The following is a 17,199-nucleotide window of genomic DNA, read 5'->3' as shown; positions in this document are numbered from 1 at the left end:
AAGTACGATTTAATCAAAGAAAGATGAGCTTCTTTATTCATATTCTATGGGACAAGATCATAGGATGTAGGTAAAGGAGTTGTTTTAATTGTTAGGACACTTTCCAAGATTTTACCCGGATGAACTACTACACAGTGTGTATGCACGATACCATCTTCATTCCGGGAATGGGACATTAGCAAAAACCGCAAGAGACCTATTCGGTAAAAATCATATGCCAAATTCAATTATTATACCAAGCCATCTAGACCTGTTTTGTAGTAACTTCTCTGAAAATACTCAAATTTCTTCTCAAGAGATCATCCATAACCATACGTTGTTTCCATACTTTCAATACTTTTTGCCGCTCGAGCGTGTAAACAAGGTTATTGATGGAATGAGGGGAACTACAAGTTGGGAAGCAATTTTAGCGACAGGAGTAGCACAAAGCTTAGTTCGTCCTCCAGAATTTTTGAGGTTTTGTTCGGAATGTGCAGCTGACGACCGAGAGATGTATTCCGAAGCTTATTGGCATCGAACACATCAATTACCAGGAGTGAACGTTTGCGACAAGCATGGAGTAAGACTCAGTAATAGCAATGTTTACATGACCCCTTCTAAATCGAATCTTAAATACAGAAAATGGTTGTATGATCTTGAGTCGTTCTTAAAAGAAAACTCCTTAGTTCATGTCCCTGCAGACAATCTCTCGATTTCGATTCAAGAACTTACAATAGCAAAGATTAGTCGTTTTCTATTGCATAATAAATCACTATGCATCACAGACAGGGATAAGGTACGTTCACAATATATATTCTACCTTCAAAGGAAAAATTATCTTATGCCTAGAGGTGGAATTAGGTTAACGAAATTAAGGCAAGATTTTGAGTTGTTTTTCGGACGGAGATTCTTATCGAGCCTCTATTGTAGCGAATACGAACATCCATGGATTCATAGTGCCTTTCGTAAATCAGGTTCAATTTGTTTGCATCCGTTAAGGCATATACTTCTCATGATTTTTTTGGGTATGGCAACAGAAGATTACGCTCTTTCAAATCGCCGTTTGAATAATCCATACGGAGAATCACCGTGGATTTGTTTGAATCCTACAGCTGAACACTTCCTACAACCAGTGGTGAAGGTATGTGATATTCAAAGGAAAACAGATGGTACTGGCATTATCGGGATTTTTCGATGTGACTGCGGATTTACCTATACAAGAAGTGGACCGGACAAGTCAGAGTCGGATCGTATGAGGTATGACACTGTAAGAGAATTTGGAGAATGTTTTGAAAAGAAATTACTGAAGTTGCGAGATGATGACAATTTAAAATTCAATGAAATTAGCCGAATACTTGGCATAACTGAAAAAATGGCAAGTGTTTACTATAAACGGGCAAAGAATCAGGAAGATTTAAAACCAAAGATGCAGAGGTCTAAAGGGCTATTTGCATACTATCAAGAGAAGAACAGGAATCTTTGGCTTCAAGCTTTAGTAAAATATAAAGGTGAATCTAGAACTTCCTTGGCGAAGAAAGCAGGCAGCGGTTACGTATGGCTTTATAAACACGATCGTGAATGGCTAAAAAAAAATTCGCCAAAAAAGCGCTCGAAAAAACGGAAAATTGTAAACTGGACAAAGCGAGATCAAATTTATGCTAAGAAGGTGGTTCAGACTGCGAAGGAAATTTTCGAAAGTGAGAACTATCCTGTGCGACTCACGACTTCCAGCATAACCAAAAGATTAGGGACCTACTTTGCGTTTGATAAGATGCCGCTTACTAAAAAAGCGATTTATTCGCTCATTGAGAGTGTGGAAGAATTCCAGATACGCCGAATCAAGTGGGCAGCAAGAACCTTATATAGCAGTGGCGATCGGTTGTCTTCTAACACTGTACGCAAAGCTGCAGTATTACCGGATAAAAGAAAATTATCCTCCAAAGTGATTCAAGCACTTGAAGAACATATAGATTTGTACCAATCACGCCAAGAATTGGCGTGATTGGATGTTTGAATTTTATCTTAAAAAAAGGAAAATAACCTGACTGGTTTCCCGGCAGGTCAATATTCATAAATGGGCTATTAGTTCAATAAGAAATGTAATCTAGTTTTATCGTTTGTAGCTAACCAGTCGACCACTTGGTCCTTGAGCTCGTTCATTATTGGGCAGTAAGCACCTGCATCATGGCATTTACATAAGGGCTGATCATCTTTATGGTATATTGCAATTAAATCAAGTATTTCAGAGTCGAGGGGATTTTGAATTATATCCACTTCATACCATATATTTTCGATCAACATTGCAACAACTTTGATCGTTATCTTTTTTTGTCTAGGATGAGTATATGATCCTACATATTTTATTTCGTCAATTTCCAATTTTAGAACCTCTTGTGGTCAGATTTTTTATAATCATATCACAAGTGTACTGTTTCATCCATAATGTTAAAGTATCTCTGAATTTCTCTATTATAGAAAATTTTAAAGGAGTGGGAATCATTAAGTTTGGTAGTTGTACACATTAGGTATTCTCGTATATAGATTATGATATTTCTTAGTAATTCATAATACTTTAATACAATTTCAGTCATCATATGTTTTGAATACGGTTGCTCTTCAGAAGAAGAGAGAAGGATAATTTTATAGTTTTTTGATTTTGTGCACAAAACAGCTAGATGGATACTTATAGAAGGTACACTTGGGATGTGACATTTAAACTGAATATTTTTGCATAGTGACCCAAAAGGGTTCATAAAGATCTTCTGTTTTTCAAAAGAGAAATTCTTCTCAGAAAAATGGTCTAATTTAAGCTCTTTGAGAATCTCCATGCCGATAATCTGAAATCCTATCGGAACGATTTCTTCATTTTCCAAATCTTTCACCTCTAAAATGAATTAGTATTCTTTTATATTTGTCCTTCCATACAGAATATTACAGACTTAAAGGGTTAGTAGTCGCTTAATCAAACGGAACCATTGGAAAAGCGCTAATTCCACTTTGAATATACCAATTGTTTATTGTATCCTCAATCCAGTCGATATCAGTTAGAACTTCATAGCGATTAAACGTTGTATTACTGCGTATGTCCCCATGTTCTTTGTATGTATTAGCCGGAGTATCAATTCTTTCCATTACCGATGATATCAACTCCCCTGCATCAAGGATGATGCGTCTTTTCGACCGGAAAGTCGTATTCGGAAAGAGTGTGATAATACTTCCGCAAAGCTTGGTCATGAAGTCGTCAAAATCCAATAAATTCTTAAAGTGCAGTATCTCTCCCTGATCAATTGAAGTATTTACGACAGTAACTATTAGGTTGAGGCTGGTAATAAAAAATGATCCAACTGTAATCTTACATACAGCTTGTGGGTAGTACGTGATTTCTGTTTGGGAATACAATTCACTGATTATAAGACCTTTGTTAGCATTTAGGATATCAGTAAACTCTTTCTGGACATGTTTAGATGGTTTCACGAAATAATTACCTCCTTAGATACAAAAAAGCACCACAAATGACCGGTTCATAAAAACCAGAAATTTGCGGTGCTTCCGCTGAATTGAATTAATCGTATAATAACATCTTTGTTAACATTTTTCAATTACCATGTACAGCTAATGTTTAGTTTGAATAAATCTTGCCTTGAATTCTTCATCCGAAAGATCCTCTATTTCGTAGTCGAAGTCATCCTGTACAATGAATTCTTTTCCTGAAGGGAGTAGCTTATGTTTATATCCTACATATTCACTGTTTGGAATCAAAATTTCTTTCACAAAGGGAATTTCTTCGGCGTCTTTTTTGATAAATGTTACCCCGCCGGCAATCCCAGAAATATACCAAGGTTGTTTATGGGGAGCAGAACCAAATTGAGTCTCTATAATTAAACTGAGGTATTGAATAGCCTCCAGAGCATGTTCTCGGGTATATAATAGGGTGTCTGGTGTAAAATGAATTGATCTATTTCTGATCGGTTTCAACTTCAAAAACAATTCTGTAACTTCAGGAAGTAATACCTCCCATGATGTTAAAGTATTTATAGCCAAATCCCAATTATCGAATGAGTTTTTATTATAAACTTTACGATACTCTGGTGTGTTAGCATAATACGATCTCAAGGTAATAAGTAATTGATTGAGGATTCGTTCTCCTAACGAACATGCTCCAGTAAGTGCAGGATAGTAAGATCCAATCACAAATGAATCTCGGACTTGCTGGAAAAATTCATTATGATAAGCTATGACGGAAAATGGTTTGTAACTTAAATCAAGAAAGTTTTGATACTTGGTTTCAAAGTCTACTGGACCATAAGTAGTAATTAACTGCTTCTTGATCATAGATTTATTAGCGTTCCACATTTCCCTAATATGTGGTGCCCACTCATCCTCTATTTTCATGTTTAACAAATTGGCTCTCGTATCAAAATCGTTTGTCATCACACGATATCTTCTCAATGCTTATCAGACCTCCATTCAAAGGTTAAGGCTTCCCCCCTAATAATGATTAGTTATCAGACTTTAATTAACGGCATTGGTTCTGATTTATGTTGATACGAGCACCTAGGACAGGAAATGGTGACCTCCACTTTGTCTTTTCCATATGTATTAAAAAATACACCTTTATTAGGCTCAGTTTTTAGATCAGAGGGTAGAACACCTAATCTTTCCATATCGGTACCGTGCAGAGTTCTTAATTCTAACTCCCAATCAATAAGGTGATTACAGATTATGCAAGTATGCTGACCAGCTTGTTTTATAATTAATTTTCCATTCATCACAGGTAATACACTCCTATTAATAAAATTATTCGAAAAATGTAATAATCTTCATTAATCACTTCCAAAAATAATATCCTTCATGTCGGGATATTTCTTGTATAAATCTCCATATTTAACGGCGGAGTCCCAACCCTGAAGCCCAGGTGTATTTTTGTCTTTAGATGATGCCGATGGTTTAGATCTCCATTTAAGTAAAGACGAATGCATATCCGCAGCATCCGGGTTTTGAGATTCTTTTAACTTTCTTAGAGCATCTTCATAAGTAATTCGTGACTTCTCGACAATCAGCTCGTGATGAACTAGTTCTGCCAAGAATTCCTCGGGGGACTGCTCCAATTTCTGAACAATACCAATCGTGCCTAACAGCATAACTTGTGCTTTACTTAAAGGCAACTTTTCACAAATTTGATCAATACGCTCCATCAATTCGCTTGGAACCATTAAATTGAATCGAACAGTTTCTTTAGGCATAGCTACCTCCTTGGTGTTAAAAATCGGGTCAGCATAGATGCTGACCCTTAATATTGTGTTTATCTATAGTATTTGTCGTAGAGGTGCCGATGTTCTTTTCTGGCAAGTACACCATCAGCTCCTGATTTTCCGTGTTTGGCATTGGCAATGTAATCTTCAACATCTTTAAGAGCTACAGCTGCTCCAGATACTCCTTCTGCAACATCTTTTCGAAGCATATCAACAAGCTCATCAACGGTGAAACGCGGTGTATTGCTCATGAAAAGCCTCCTATAAATAGTGATGTAAAATTTGAGTAATTGTGGTGTAATTCGACTATCACACATTATCCTTAGAATGTCAAACAAGAAGTTAAATTTATCAGTGGATTTTTAGGGGACCAACTATATTGTCTGATGTTATTTTGAAGGGACCAACTTTAATTCATTTTATAACACATGAAAGTTATTGATTTATAAGGATGTGAGGGACCAACTATATTGTATATCTACAATTAGTGAGGTACTGGGTATAGAGAACGGGGAAGTGCTGCTCAATCCTTTGTTTCGATTCCAAGAGCAAGAAGAACGTGAAGGCAAGATCATCGGGGGACTGATACAGGTTGGCATGCTGAGTCAAATCGATAAAATTCAGATGGCTGGCTTGGGGGATTGGTTTGCAGAATACATAGAACGAACAAAGGAACACAATTCATTGAAAAATACATTTTCTGATAACAACGTTAATTAGATATTTGATATTGATTGGAAGGTGATTAGTGTTGGCGGAAGCTAGACAAGCATTAACCAATTACACCGTATTCACGCTATCCCGGAGACAGCGATTTACCTGCATGTTGATCAGTGGATTGTTATTTTTCGGTATCGGGATTCTATTCTACCATCACTGGTTGGCTGGCATCATCTTGGCTGCAGGGTGTATCTGGGTGCCTAAACATTGGACTAAGGTGTTGTTGGAACGAAGGAGAACGACGCTCAGTCTACATTTTAAACAGGCATTGTATGCATTGTCTTCTGCTTTGGCTGCCGGAAAATCGGTTGAGAATGGATTTAAGGAATCCGTTGAAGATTTACGTATGTTAAACCCTGAAGCAGATACGGATCTTATTCGGGAGTTTACTATTCTTCGGACACGGATGGAGTATGGACAGCCTATTGAGGAAGCGTTGCAGGACTTTTCTGATCGAGCACAGGTCGAGGACATTACTAATTTTGCCGATGTGTTTATAACTTGTAAACGAACAGGCGGTGACCTGGTCGAGGTTGTCCGGCGAACTTCTTCGGTAATCGGAGAAAAGCTAGATATTCAGCAGGATATTATGGTTGCCATAGCACAGAAAAAGTTCGAATCCAAGGCGATGTTTGCTGCACCATTTATATTTCTTATTTTTCTTAATTTGACTGCAAAGGATTTTATGGAACCTCTATATAGCGGCATGGGATATCTAATCTCTACAGGTGCTTTAGCACTGCTTGCCTGCTGTTATCTATGGATTACACGAATTATGGATATCAAAGTATAGGGATTGAAACTTTTGATTACGAGGGATGGCTGAATACGGACTACATGAAAAGGAGTGGAAACGATGCTACTTCCCGTCATATTTGTAGGGATGCTCGGGATTGGATGGCTAATACTGGATCGTACCAAAGGACAGACTTATCGCCATTTACGCAAGCTGGATATGGAAGGATTACGATTCAAGCAACTGCACGCTCCATTCTTGTTTCTATTGGATAAGTTTGAGGTGGGTCGTCGATTGCCTGTTGTGATGTTCCGTATGCAGCATGCCATTCAGAAGATGTATGGCATACAACACAGTGGAGAAAAAACGTTGCTCTATAGCGCTGAGATGCTGACGTATACCTGGCTTATGTTATTGGTGGGTTGCTTGTTATCTCTTGTTGGGGATATAGGTCTTGGTGGATTGGCAGGTGGTATAGTGCTTGGCGCTCTCCTGCCATTTGCACTATACAAGGATCTCAGCAGTAAGGTGCAACGCAGAGATCAGGATATTCTGGTGGAATTACCAGAGCTACTGAATCGAATTGTTCTATTGGTTGGTGCTGGAGAGACGGTACAACGTGCCATTATGCATTGTGTTGCCAGTCAGGGGGAACGAGATCATCCATTATACAACGAACTGCGGAAGACAGCCCACGACTTGAATAACGGTTATTCGTTTCAACAATCGTTCGAGCAGTTCAGCCGGCGCTGTGGAGTACAGGAAGTAACGATCTTCACAACAACCGTGTTACTTAATTTTCGGCGTGGAGGAGGTGACTTTGTATTGGCGCTGCGGGATCTTTCGCATGTGTTGTGGGAGAAACGTAAGGCTGTTAGTCGGGCGAAGGGAGAACAGGCTTCTTCCAAACTTGTGTTTCCGATGGTACTGATCTTTTTTACGATCGTTGTGATGATTGGGGCACCTGCTTTTATGATGATGAATATGTAGGAGGAATTGGGATGTTGGAATTAATGAATAACAAGGTAAATGGATTTTGGAAGGAAGAGGATGGGCTTGGCACACTAGAACTCATCTTGATTATCGGCGTTATTATCATTATTGCGTTGATATTCAAGAAACAAATAACTGAATTAGTCACGGATCTCCTAGGTAAGGTGACGAAGAAAAGTGATGAATTTTTCCCGGCTAAGTAAGATGAAGAAGGAGGAAGGGAGCTTCACCATTGAAGCCTCCCTGGTCTTCCCTGTTGTATTGTTTATCCTTGTAATCCTTCTTTTCTTCAGCATGTTTATGTATCAAAAAACGTTCCTGAATCAGCATGCATATGCTGCATCCGAGCGTGCCGCTTATAGCTGGGATAACAGCCATAAGCAAGCAATGACGGGAGAGTTCGCTACAGGGGAGTACGATAACCTGTACTGGAGATTGACGGACGACCAATTGCTTGGTGCACTCTTTGGCTGGGCTGGAGCTGATAATCAAGTTACAGTTTCAGTGCCGGCGGGTGAAGGTGGTAGCTTATCTGAGACAAAGTTATCCCAAGCGGTTCAAGGCATGCCTACGGCGATGACTGGAACGATTGAATACCAGAATACGCTGATCCAGCGGAAAGTAACGACTAAGCTTGAACAGATGCTTTCTCTACCGCTACCTTCTATTTTGTTCGATTCAGGTAACAGCGTGTTTACCACCGCATCATCTGCGGTGGTTGAGCCGGTAGAGTTCATTCGAACGGTGGATTTAATCCGTTATTATGGAGCCAAGTTCAAAGGCAAAGATGGAACCGGAGCTAGTAACGCTGCGGAAGCGGGGCAGGTTGTGCAATATTTCGGAAACCGTAAAAAGTGACAGAAGGAGGGAGGAGCGCTGTTTAGAAAAAAAGATGGTGAAGCAGGAGCCGTTACCCTTTTTTTAATATTAATTTTGGCAGGCGTATATATGTTTGTTGCTGTGTTCATCGATTATGCCCGCATAGCTGCTTTTAAAGTGCAGGCTGAACGCATGACACATGCCGCATTAAGATCCGTCATGTCAGCGTATGACCCTTCACTGCGAGAATATGGGTTATTTGCTTATGGAGATAGCAGTAGCGAAGCCATTATGGCGAAAGTGTTAAACGACAGCGTGAAGCCCTCTGCGGTGAAGGATGGCTTTCCGATTCTCGATATCCAGTGGGATACAACATCCTTAAGCATGGATCGGGAAGTAGGGAAATACGACATCTTCAACCGTCAGATTCAAGAGGATATGAAATATCGAGCACCTGTTGATTTTACCCTTGAAGTCGTTAATCGTTTCAAACCGATGTCCGAAGAGTTGAAGGAAGCAGCACATACGGTAGATTTGCTCAAAAAATTGCAGAAGCTATATGACAAACGTGAAAAATTGTTGGATGAAGCAATTGATAATCAGACAGAATCGGCGGAAAAGCTGAAAAATCTTCCGGATCTGATCATGAAGCCGCCTTCGTCTGCCATATATGATGAGATGCTAAGAGAAGCACCAGAGACTGCTGCTGAAGCTGCAGCCCGTTACGCTGATTATTTTAATAAAAAGCAAATCGACGAGGGTCTGCCCTTTACCCAGCAAATGTACATAGTAGAACTGGGTCGTTATCGGACAGGGGTAGGCAAGGTGGCAACTGGCATAAGTATGACTATTCAGCCAGCGTTTCAGACCCATCAGACCAAGCTGGAGGAAGCACATGCCAAGATCGAAGAGGCTCGCCAAATTAACGAAGAGATGAAGCGAGTTATTGCTGAGGGAGAGAATCGTTCACAGAATGCCGGTTACGATAACGTAGGTAATTCAACGCTGCCTGGCGCGAGCCCTTCATCTGCTGGACGAGGTCATGAGGCTAAAAGTACGCGTTCCCTTGCTTCCGAGCTTGTGAGAGCTGATTCTTTATTCGATCAATTAAATGGGCGAGTCCGTTCACAGACGTCAGATTTCAGTCAAGTTCGAACGGATAGTATGGAACTCAATATGCAGCTTCATAGTGTCACGTCCGTAAACGGTGTTGCTATTAAACCCGCAGTTACACAAGCAAGTCGCACTACGGAGCAATATATGAATACCTATGTACGCAGTGGCTCTTCAAACGTCATTATGCAAAGTAAAAAGCAGCTTGAAGAGGGTCGAGGCTCGGATGCTCAGCGTAAAGCGAACGACAAAGAATCGAAAGGCAAGCTAAAGGAAGTTAAACGTATGTTGTCACAGATTGAAAAGGGCAGTTCAGGATCAAAGGAAGCATTCAAGCAATTAGAGACGTACTACAACGCAAATATTTCTTTTAACGAGGCGAGTCGTGAAGAGGCTAAAAAAGCTGAGATAGATGGTGATCCATACGATTCTGGCGGCAATGCCATGAACGGAATGGACAGCCTGTTTGGTGGGATGTCAGGACTACTAGACAGTCTCGGGGATGAATTGTTCCAGAATGAGTATGCGCTGGCCTATTTCAATTCAATGGATTTTGGGCAACTGTTTAGCTGGACTGAGGGTAGTGGAGATGCGGGTGATGTCTTTAAGCTTGAGAATCAGGAGCTGGAGTATATCATTTACGGTTTCCATAATCCTTCAGGTAACATTGCGGCTGCATATGCTGAGATCTTTGGAATGCGACTAGCAATTCGTACGGCGGAAGGTTTAGTGAAGAATAGCAAATTAGGCAACCCGCTTCTGGTACTCTCCGCAGCTATTTTATATGGGATTACACATGCGATTGCAGACATGGTGGCTCTTGCCAAAGAGGGTAGCGTAGAATTGTCCGATTATATCAAAGTCAAATTGACATACCGGGATCATCTCAGGCTGTTTTTGCTAATGCATAGCAATAATGAACGGAAAATGTCGCGGATGCTTGCGCTGATCAGGATGAATACGGGTGTGAACCCAGACGAGAAGCAGACCTATGCGTCTAGCACGATACGAAGCAGCATCAAATTATGGTTCCTGCCTGACGTCGCCAAAAGTATAGGTGCGGTATTAGGCAGTGCAGATGAGGTTGAGGATGGACGACTTTTCATAGATCGGAAGGCGGATTATTCCTACTGAATAATGAGGTTCTTTCTGGTGGAGGGAATATGGATAAGCAGTATCAGCAGCAGGCTCAGCAAGAGAAAATGTTGGAACGATTGCAGGCACGCCTGACACAGATCAACAGACTAGAGCGTTTGAAAAATCTAAAATCGTTGAAAGAACGTAGCCGTTCTCTGAAAAAGGAACAGGGTAGCATCGTGCTGGAAGCTTCGTTAGTGTTACCTGTATTTTTGTTCTTTGTCATGTTTCTGATCTACATTGTGCAAATGACACTGGTATCTACTGCGCTACAAAGTACAGCAGGCGAAGCCGTGAAACAGCTCTCTACTAAGATATATCCCGTATCCCTAGTATTTACCCCTTCTGATTCAGCAGGCAGCGGAAGCAGTGATTCGGGTACTGGTTGGAAAATACCTGAGTTGTCCCTCACAGAGTGGGCAGAAGGGTATGCATCTTCGCTGCCAGAGCCACTTAGTGACTGGGTACGGGCAGCAGCAGCTCGAGGGGAGCAGCCTTTACAGGAGATCAAAACATCTGTACTAGAAGCTGTACTGGACCCAGTTGTTAAGCCGTTGCTTAAACCCTTCATGAATACTTCTCTACTGGATTATGAACGAGTACATGTGAATGGGGTATCTATCCCTAATCTTAGAAACAAGACCAATCCGTATTTCAGACTTGAGTTAAGTTATGATTTGCCGCTCAAGGTACCTTTTCTCGGCAAATCGCTACGAATTCAGGCTTCTGCCGCAGAACGATTATGGATTGGAGACACAGGAGAGGGCTCTGACGGTAGTGGAGATGGCACAGATTCAACAGGTTCCGTTACGGTGTTGTCCAAGCCGGAGCCTGCATACATAGGCAATAATGCCATGATTAAGGTTAAGGTGGAGCCTGGAACCACAGCAAATCTAACGATCTTTTACAAGTCGGGGGAAAGTACAGCCAAGCACATTGGTTGGGCAACTGCAGATGAGAACGGAGAGATTCAGTGGGAATGGTTTGTTGGAACACGTACAACGGAAGGCACGTGGACGTTTGTTGTAGAGACAGCGGATGGTGTTGCAATGGAAACGGCATTCGATGTTGCTTCAAGAAAGTAATAGAAGTGAGTGGTGTTCATAAAATCGGTTTTCAGAACAACATCTAGAAGGGAGGGGAGTCGGAAGTGACATGGTTCTCTATGATTTGTGGTATCTATGTACTCGCCGCCTTTGTGACAGACGTACGTTCAATGAAAATTCCAAATCGGCTGACGTTGCCTGTAACAGCAGCGGGGCTCTTAGCTCATACGATCTGGCAGGGCTGGGAAGGGTTTATATTTTCAATAACAGGATTTGGAGTTTGTTTCGTAATCATGTTTCTCATGTATGCATTTGGAGCTGTTGGTGCGGGAGATGTCAAGTTATTTGGCGGCATTGGAGCATGGACAGGGCTTATGTTTAGCATTCATGTCTTGGTCTACTCCATTTTGTACGCTGGCGCAATTGGTTTGATCATCTTGTTGTTCCGCAGAGATTTTGCCAAACGAATACGTGCCATGGTAAGTGGGCTTGCAGGCTTCCTCATGCTTGGTTCACTCCAACTGGTAAGTCAAGATAAGACATTAAAGTTTCCGTTTATGCTGGCAGTTTTACCTGGGTTTATCAGTGTCTATGTGTACATGACTTCGATATAAATTGGATTAAATATAGTAAAGGAAAGAGAGGATCGGTATGTATGGATTAACAAGGGATTTTATCCGCAACGGAGGAGCCTTTATGGTTCTGGAGAAGCCGGAAGGCTTGAAGATGGAGAACCTAAGCCAAGTTCAGACGGGCATGCTCACTGCCAATTCGATTCCACGGTTACTACCTATCCATATTCGTGAAGTGGACAGCACGGTGACATTACAGTATGACATTTCAGGCTATAAAATGCTGTCTCAGGTGTTGAAGTCGAGCAAGATTGAGATGGTTGTATTATATGGCTTACTGTATCAGCTTGCGGACACCTTTACCGAATGTCGTCAATATATGCTAGAGTCACGTAAATTGATGCTGCATGAAGAGTATATTTTCGTAAATGGATCGCTTGATCAGGGTGAGCTTGGCTTAGTCTACGTACCTCTCATGGATACGCCAGAAGGGGATTCTACTCCTCTGCAATTTCGTGAACTGGTCATTCGACTAATGGCACATACCAAGGAATTACAAGGGCAAGGGATCCAACGTGTTTTGCAATTATGCGATACGGAGCAATGGGATATTCAGAAATTACGAGAGTTGTTGATGGGGCTATATGCAGATGAACAAAAAGGTTCAAGTAACGTTGAGTTTCTATCTTCACGGTCGACTGGAGACGGCGGTTTCGTCGTTAAGGACGCACAATTAGCAGGTAATCAAGCTTTAGAAGATGTTCGAATAGGACAGCAACAATTTAGTAGTCGGGAGTCTTACTCGCCGCAGCACGTACCTTATGAATCGGAACCTCAGCTCCATTGGCGTCAACAGTCTAAGACTCCTGAGGAAAAGGAGCTGGATATCGTGAACCGGGCGATACCTAGCTCTTCAACTACACGTGCCCAACGGGATATACTACCTCAGTCTCGATTCGGTAATGAACAATCATTAGGGCGTTCGAATAACGCGTCAGTACAAGATGATATGTATGATGAACCGTTGCACGATGAAGTCGAAAAGAAAGCAACTTCTTCCAAAGTAACTTATATCCTATTGGGCTGTATGGTGGGCATGGCATTGGTATGGAGATTCATCTATATGGAGCAGCCAGGTGAGACACAAATGATCCTATCTGCTGCATTAAGTGTTATATTGCTTGCCATTGCGGCATGGGCATGGTTGAGCAAAGGGAAATTTAATACATCCAAAGGTAACGCGAAGCGAAAAAAAGCAGATCAGGAACAGAATGCCTATCCCTACTCGGATTCAGATTCGAACGCTATGGAGCCTTCGATCGATAAAAAACCTACCTTTTTTGGGTTAGGTAAGAAACGTCCTAAAGAGGAGGAAGAGATGTTTCAGGAAAACTGGCGTTGGAATGCTCCTGCACCAGCAGTTGATCAAGCTTCCAGTGCATCTGGTTACGTAGGTCAAGGTGTGAACAATCGTTTTCAGGATTTGCATACGGAAACGCATAATAATCTGACTCCGCAGGCTACCTCTATCGCTCCATCAACTTCTGAATTACCACGTTATCATATGGCGACAGAGCCAACGGTTAATTTGCAGAATGTGTCAGGTGGGGTACAATCAATCGCAGGAACAGGTATGCCTTCATATTATCTGGAACGCCGCTCGGCGACGGGTGAGCGCAATGAACGGATGGATGTAAGCGGAGCTTCGTTTGTGATCGGTAGATCAGCAGAGATGGTGCAGTGGGTCGATACAGCAACCGGTGTGTCCCGTGCTCATGTGGAATTGAGCCGGAACAAAACGGGATATGTGATCAAGGATTTGGGATCTGTCAATGGAACGATTCTTCAAGGCAATCCACTTGCCCCGTACAAAGAATATCCGTTGCAGGATGGTGATACATTTACGTTAGCTGATTCATCATACACTTATCGATCAGTCGGATAAGTCTCGATGCTTCAGATCTTCTAACGCTTTAGTTAGTGTAGGAAATGTAAATTCGAACCCGTGATCTAGAGCCTTTTGAGGAATCACGCGCTGTCCTTGCAGAAGTACTACCGAGAGTTCACCTACCAAAGCCTTGATGAGAAAACCAGGTACGGGGAACCAATGCGGGCGATGGTATACCTTCCCGACAACGCGCCCAAACTCGTCATTTGTTACAGGGTTCGGCGATGACGCATTTACAGGCCCTGAGATGTCTTTGTTCTGGATCGTAAAATCAATAAGACGCACGATATCCATAATGTGGATCCAACTAGTCCACTGCTTGCCGCTGCCGATTCTACCTCCAACCCCTAGCATGTATGGCAGCTTCATAAGAGGGAAAGCGCCCCTTTTGTGACCGAGTACAAGACTTACCCGAATTTTCACCAGTCGTACATCCTGAATGGCATCAGCTGCTACCTCCCATTGCTCGGATACACGGGAAGGGAAATTCATTGATTGCTGCGGACTGCTCTCATCAAAGGTCTTGGTCGGGGAAGTTCCGTAGATCGCCATCGCAGAGGCTTGAACGACAACTTCCGGTTTGTTCTCAAGTGACTTTACGAGCTTGGCTACACGAGCAACGGTCGTTACTCTCGATTCCACAATTTCTAATTTCGCCTTGGTTGTCCAGCGCTGATTCAGTGTCTCTCCAGCAAGGTTAACCAAGGCATCCATTCCTTCTAATAAATGAGGCTGCTCCTCGGCTTGCTCCCAAGAGATATATGTAAGATTCTCACTAGGGTTATGAAGGTCGGGCAGTTTGCGTGTAATGATTTTCACATGGTATCCGGCCTGCAACCAATAATCGACAAGTGCCCCTCCGACAAATCCGGTTCCTCCACAAATAGCAATTTTCATGCAAAATTACCCTCCTCGTATATCATTATGCTGATAATTACCCTGACGAACGATCAACAAACAGCCCCGACTGGTAAGCAATGCCTCAAATGGGTCTTACCTGACGGAGCTTTGTGAAAATAATATCGTAATTAACTTAAGTGAAGATAGCAATTAAGATCTGTAGTGCAACTATTTAATTATCGCTCGTTTTATTTCTTATTTAATTATTTATTTGTTTATTAGATGTTTATAAGGCATATAATCAATTTTATTTTTCTCTAGGAATTTCACGAGGAACTTATTATCACGCTTCGGGGTGGCAATAATGTATCCTTTGATGCAATGATCTCTCGATACTTCTGTAGCTTGATCTTCCACGGCGATTCTACCAATCTCAGCGGCGATGGAATGTTTGGCGATATCACGAAAAGGACCGGGAACAGGTTCCACAAGTTGATCCAAAAAAGCCTTGGCTTCGTCTGTCCATAAGTGACGACTTGTCTCGACCCAATGATTCTGCCAATCTAGCTTGGACTTCCCGTCTGCCTTTGGGAGAACCTTTAGGAACTTGCGCATCATAAAAAAACCGCCAATGCACATACTGCCAAGCAAAACAAATGTCCAGAACGCCATGGTATTCATAAACCAATTGCTGGGTGAACTGCTGGCCAGCGTCAAAGCATAGGAATCGAAAATCATTGCGGAGTCACCTCGGTTCATTGATTTTCACGGATAGACGAAATCCGTCTGCCCATGTTCCAGATGTTAGCTGTAAAAAATAGCCTGTATCCCGAATTATAGCGCATTTCTAGATTTATTTCGATAATCACGTTAGAATAAGGGATAATTCAGATTAAGGGGGATCAATGATGCTGAAAATAGGCTCCCACGTGTCCTTTTCGGACAAGGGATTATTGAGTGCAACGAAGGAAGCGTCCTCGTACGGTTCTAGCTCGTTTATGATATATACAGGTGCACCGCAGAATACACGTCGTAAGCCTATCGAATCCATGTATATTGAAGAAGGCAAACTTGCTATGCAAGCAGGTGGAATGGAAGATATCGTTGTCCATGCGCCTTACATTATTAACCTGGGTTCGTACAAGGAAAATACGTACGAGCTTGCAGTAAGCTTCCTGCAGGAAGAGATTCGTCGTACGCATGCCATTGGTGTCAAAAATATCGTATTGCACCCAGGTGCATTTACGGACAAAGATGCACATTATGGTATTGAGCGGATCGCTCAGGGACTAAATGAAGTGCTGGACGGTGTGAGAGAGACTGATGTAAATATCGCCTTGGAAACGATGGCGGGTAAAGGAACTGAGATGGGCCGTAGTTTCGAAGAAATTGCCCAAATCATTGAAAAAGTGACGCACAATGAACGCCTTACTGTATGTATGGACACATGTCACATTCATGATGCCGGATATGATATCGTGCATGACATTGATGGTGTTCTGAGACAGTTTGACGAAATCGTAGGTCTTGACCGCATTGCGGTTATGCATATTAATGATAGTAAGAACCCTGTGGGTGCACATAAAGACCGGCATACGCCGATCGGCTCTGGCTGGATTGGTTATGAAGCCATTCATCGTATCGTTCACCATGAAGCACTTCAAGGTCGCCCATTCATTCTGGAGACGCCTTGGATCGGGAAGGAAGCCAAGACACAACGTCCGATGTATGAAGCTGAGATTGCTTTGCTGCGCGGCGATATTGAAGGTCGATTTGGCGGAGAGTTCCTGACAGATGTGGAGAGATTGCATCACTTCTTCCAAGGCAAAGAGATTGAAGCGCGTTCTTATGTACTCGATGTGTGGACTTTGCTCAAGAACGATGCCAAAGCCAAAAAAGCAGATCCACGTGAACCGCTAGAGCGCCTATATGACTTGGTAACTGAAGCAGCGCTGTTCCCACAGCTCAGTGAGGAACAACTGAATCAACGCTTGATTGCTTGGCTTGCAGGCAAGGAAGCACTGGTCACGGTTTAATTTGAAGG

General features: G+C 42.2%; 18 protein-coding genes. 11 read left to right on the top strand and 7 right to left on the bottom strand.

Features of this window, described 5'->3' with window-relative positions:
* Positions 1-88: 88 nt before the first annotated feature.
* A complete protein-coding gene (locus MH215_RS10135; RefSeq protein WP_239290023.1) occupies positions 89-1,981 on the top strand; it encodes a TnsD family Tn7-like transposition protein in 1,893 nt (630 codons plus the stop codon).
* An 80-nt stretch (positions 1,982-2,061) separates the two neighbouring features.
* On the opposite strand, the gene MH215_RS10130 is transcribed toward MH215_RS10135, so the two are convergent.
* The 5 genes from MH215_RS10130 to MH215_RS10110 all read right to left on the bottom strand — a co-directional run bounded on the left by MH215_RS10130 (position 2,062) and on the right by MH215_RS10110 (position 5,482).
* A complete protein-coding gene (locus tag MH215_RS10130; protein ID WP_239290022.1) occupies positions 2,062-2,358 on the bottom strand; it encodes a hypothetical protein in 297 nt (98 codons plus the stop codon).
* A gap of 579 nt (positions 2,359-2,937) precedes the next feature.
* Positions 2,938-3,453 (bottom strand): hypothetical protein, encoded by a 516-nt coding sequence (locus MH215_RS10125; protein WP_239290021.1) that lies wholly within the window; start codon positions 3,451-3,453, stop codon positions 2,938-2,940.
* A 138-nt stretch (positions 3,454-3,591) separates the two neighbouring features.
* Positions 3,592-4,428 (bottom strand): hypothetical protein, encoded by an 837-nt coding sequence (locus MH215_RS10120; RefSeq protein ID WP_239290020.1) that lies wholly within the window; start codon positions 4,426-4,428, stop codon positions 3,592-3,594.
* Positions 4,429-4,802: 374 nt separating this feature from the next.
* Positions 4,803-5,222: a hypothetical protein gene (locus tag MH215_RS10115; RefSeq protein WP_239290019.1), complete on the bottom strand. Its 420-nt coding sequence runs from the start codon at positions 5,220-5,222 to the stop codon at positions 4,803-4,805.
* Positions 5,223-5,281: 59 nt separating this feature from the next.
* On the bottom strand, positions 5,282-5,482 hold the full coding sequence (locus MH215_RS10110; protein WP_239290018.1) for a hypothetical protein: 201 nt from the start codon (positions 5,480-5,482) through the stop codon (positions 5,282-5,284).
* A gap of 202 nt (positions 5,483-5,684) precedes the next feature.
* Between MH215_RS10110 and MH215_RS10105 the strand changes: the two genes are divergently transcribed.
* From MH215_RS10105 to MH215_RS10065, 9 genes are all read left to right on the top strand, one after another.
* A complete protein-coding gene (locus tag MH215_RS10105) occupies positions 5,685-5,951 on the top strand; it encodes a hypothetical protein (protein ID WP_239290017.1) in 267 nt (88 codons plus the stop codon).
* A 31-nt stretch (positions 5,952-5,982) separates the two neighbouring features.
* Complete coding sequence (locus tag MH215_RS10100; protein ID WP_056699548.1) at positions 5,983-6,744, top strand: type II secretion system F family protein; 762 nt, start codon at positions 5,983-5,985, stop codon at positions 6,742-6,744.
* Between the two features lie 63 nt (positions 6,745-6,807).
* Entirely contained in the window at positions 6,808-7,677 is an 870-nt protein-coding gene (locus MH215_RS10095) for a type II secretion system F family protein (protein ID WP_239290015.1), read from the top strand.
* Between the two features lie 11 nt (positions 7,678-7,688).
* Positions 7,689-7,883, top strand: coding sequence for a Flp1 family type IVb pilin (locus MH215_RS10090; RefSeq protein ID WP_239290013.1), 195 nt, complete (start codon positions 7,689-7,691; stop codon positions 7,881-7,883).
* Positions 7,861-8,538 carry a TadE family protein gene (locus tag MH215_RS10085; RefSeq protein ID WP_239290799.1) on the top strand — a complete coding sequence of 226 codons (678 nt, stop codon included), beginning with the start codon at positions 7,861-7,863 and terminating at the stop codon, positions 8,536-8,538. The genes MH215_RS10090 and MH215_RS10085 overlap by 23 nt, the downstream gene beginning before the upstream one ends.
* 90 nt (positions 8,539-8,628) lie before the next feature.
* Complete coding sequence (locus MH215_RS10080) at positions 8,629-10,746, top strand: hypothetical protein (protein WP_239290011.1); 2,118 nt, start codon at positions 8,629-8,631, stop codon at positions 10,744-10,746.
* A 101-nt stretch (positions 10,747-10,847) separates the two neighbouring features.
* Positions 10,848-11,834: a TadE/TadG family type IV pilus assembly protein gene (locus MH215_RS10075; protein WP_481857432.1), complete on the top strand. Its 987-nt coding sequence runs from the start codon at positions 10,848-10,850 to the stop codon at positions 11,832-11,834.
* A gap of 65 nt (positions 11,835-11,899) precedes the next feature.
* Complete coding sequence (locus MH215_RS10070) at positions 11,900-12,409, top strand: A24 family peptidase (RefSeq protein WP_239290009.1); 510 nt, start codon at positions 11,900-11,902, stop codon at positions 12,407-12,409.
* Between the two features lie 37 nt (positions 12,410-12,446).
* Entirely contained in the window at positions 12,447-14,312 is a 1,866-nt protein-coding gene (locus tag MH215_RS10065; protein ID WP_239290008.1) for a DUF6382 domain-containing protein, read from the top strand.
* Here the strand turns inward: MH215_RS10065 and MH215_RS10060 are convergent.
* Positions 14,301-15,212: a TIGR01777 family oxidoreductase gene (locus MH215_RS10060; RefSeq protein ID WP_239290007.1), complete on the bottom strand. Its 912-nt coding sequence runs from the start codon at positions 15,210-15,212 to the stop codon at positions 14,301-14,303. The two genes, MH215_RS10065 and MH215_RS10060, sit on opposite strands and share 12 nt — an antisense overlap.
* Before the next feature lie 210 nt (positions 15,213-15,422).
* On the bottom strand, positions 15,423-15,893 hold the full coding sequence (locus MH215_RS10055; RefSeq protein WP_145050571.1) for a DUF2621 domain-containing protein: 471 nt from the start codon (positions 15,891-15,893) through the stop codon (positions 15,423-15,425).
* Positions 15,894-16,063: 170 nt separating this feature from the next.
* Here MH215_RS10055 and MH215_RS10050 point away from each other — a divergent pair, with 170 nt between their 5' ends.
* Positions 16,064-17,191: a deoxyribonuclease IV gene (locus tag MH215_RS10050; protein WP_239290795.1), complete on the top strand. Its 1,128-nt coding sequence runs from the start codon at positions 16,064-16,066 to the stop codon at positions 17,189-17,191.
* Positions 17,192-17,199 lie beyond the last annotated feature (8 nt).

It is taken from the genome of Paenibacillus sp. ACRSA, assembly GCF_022346845.1.
Lineage (GTDB): Bacteria > Bacillota > Bacilli > Paenibacillales > Paenibacillaceae > Paenibacillus.
Note: the sequence above shows the minus strand (reverse complement) of the source record. Positions and strands in the feature narration are given on the sequence as shown.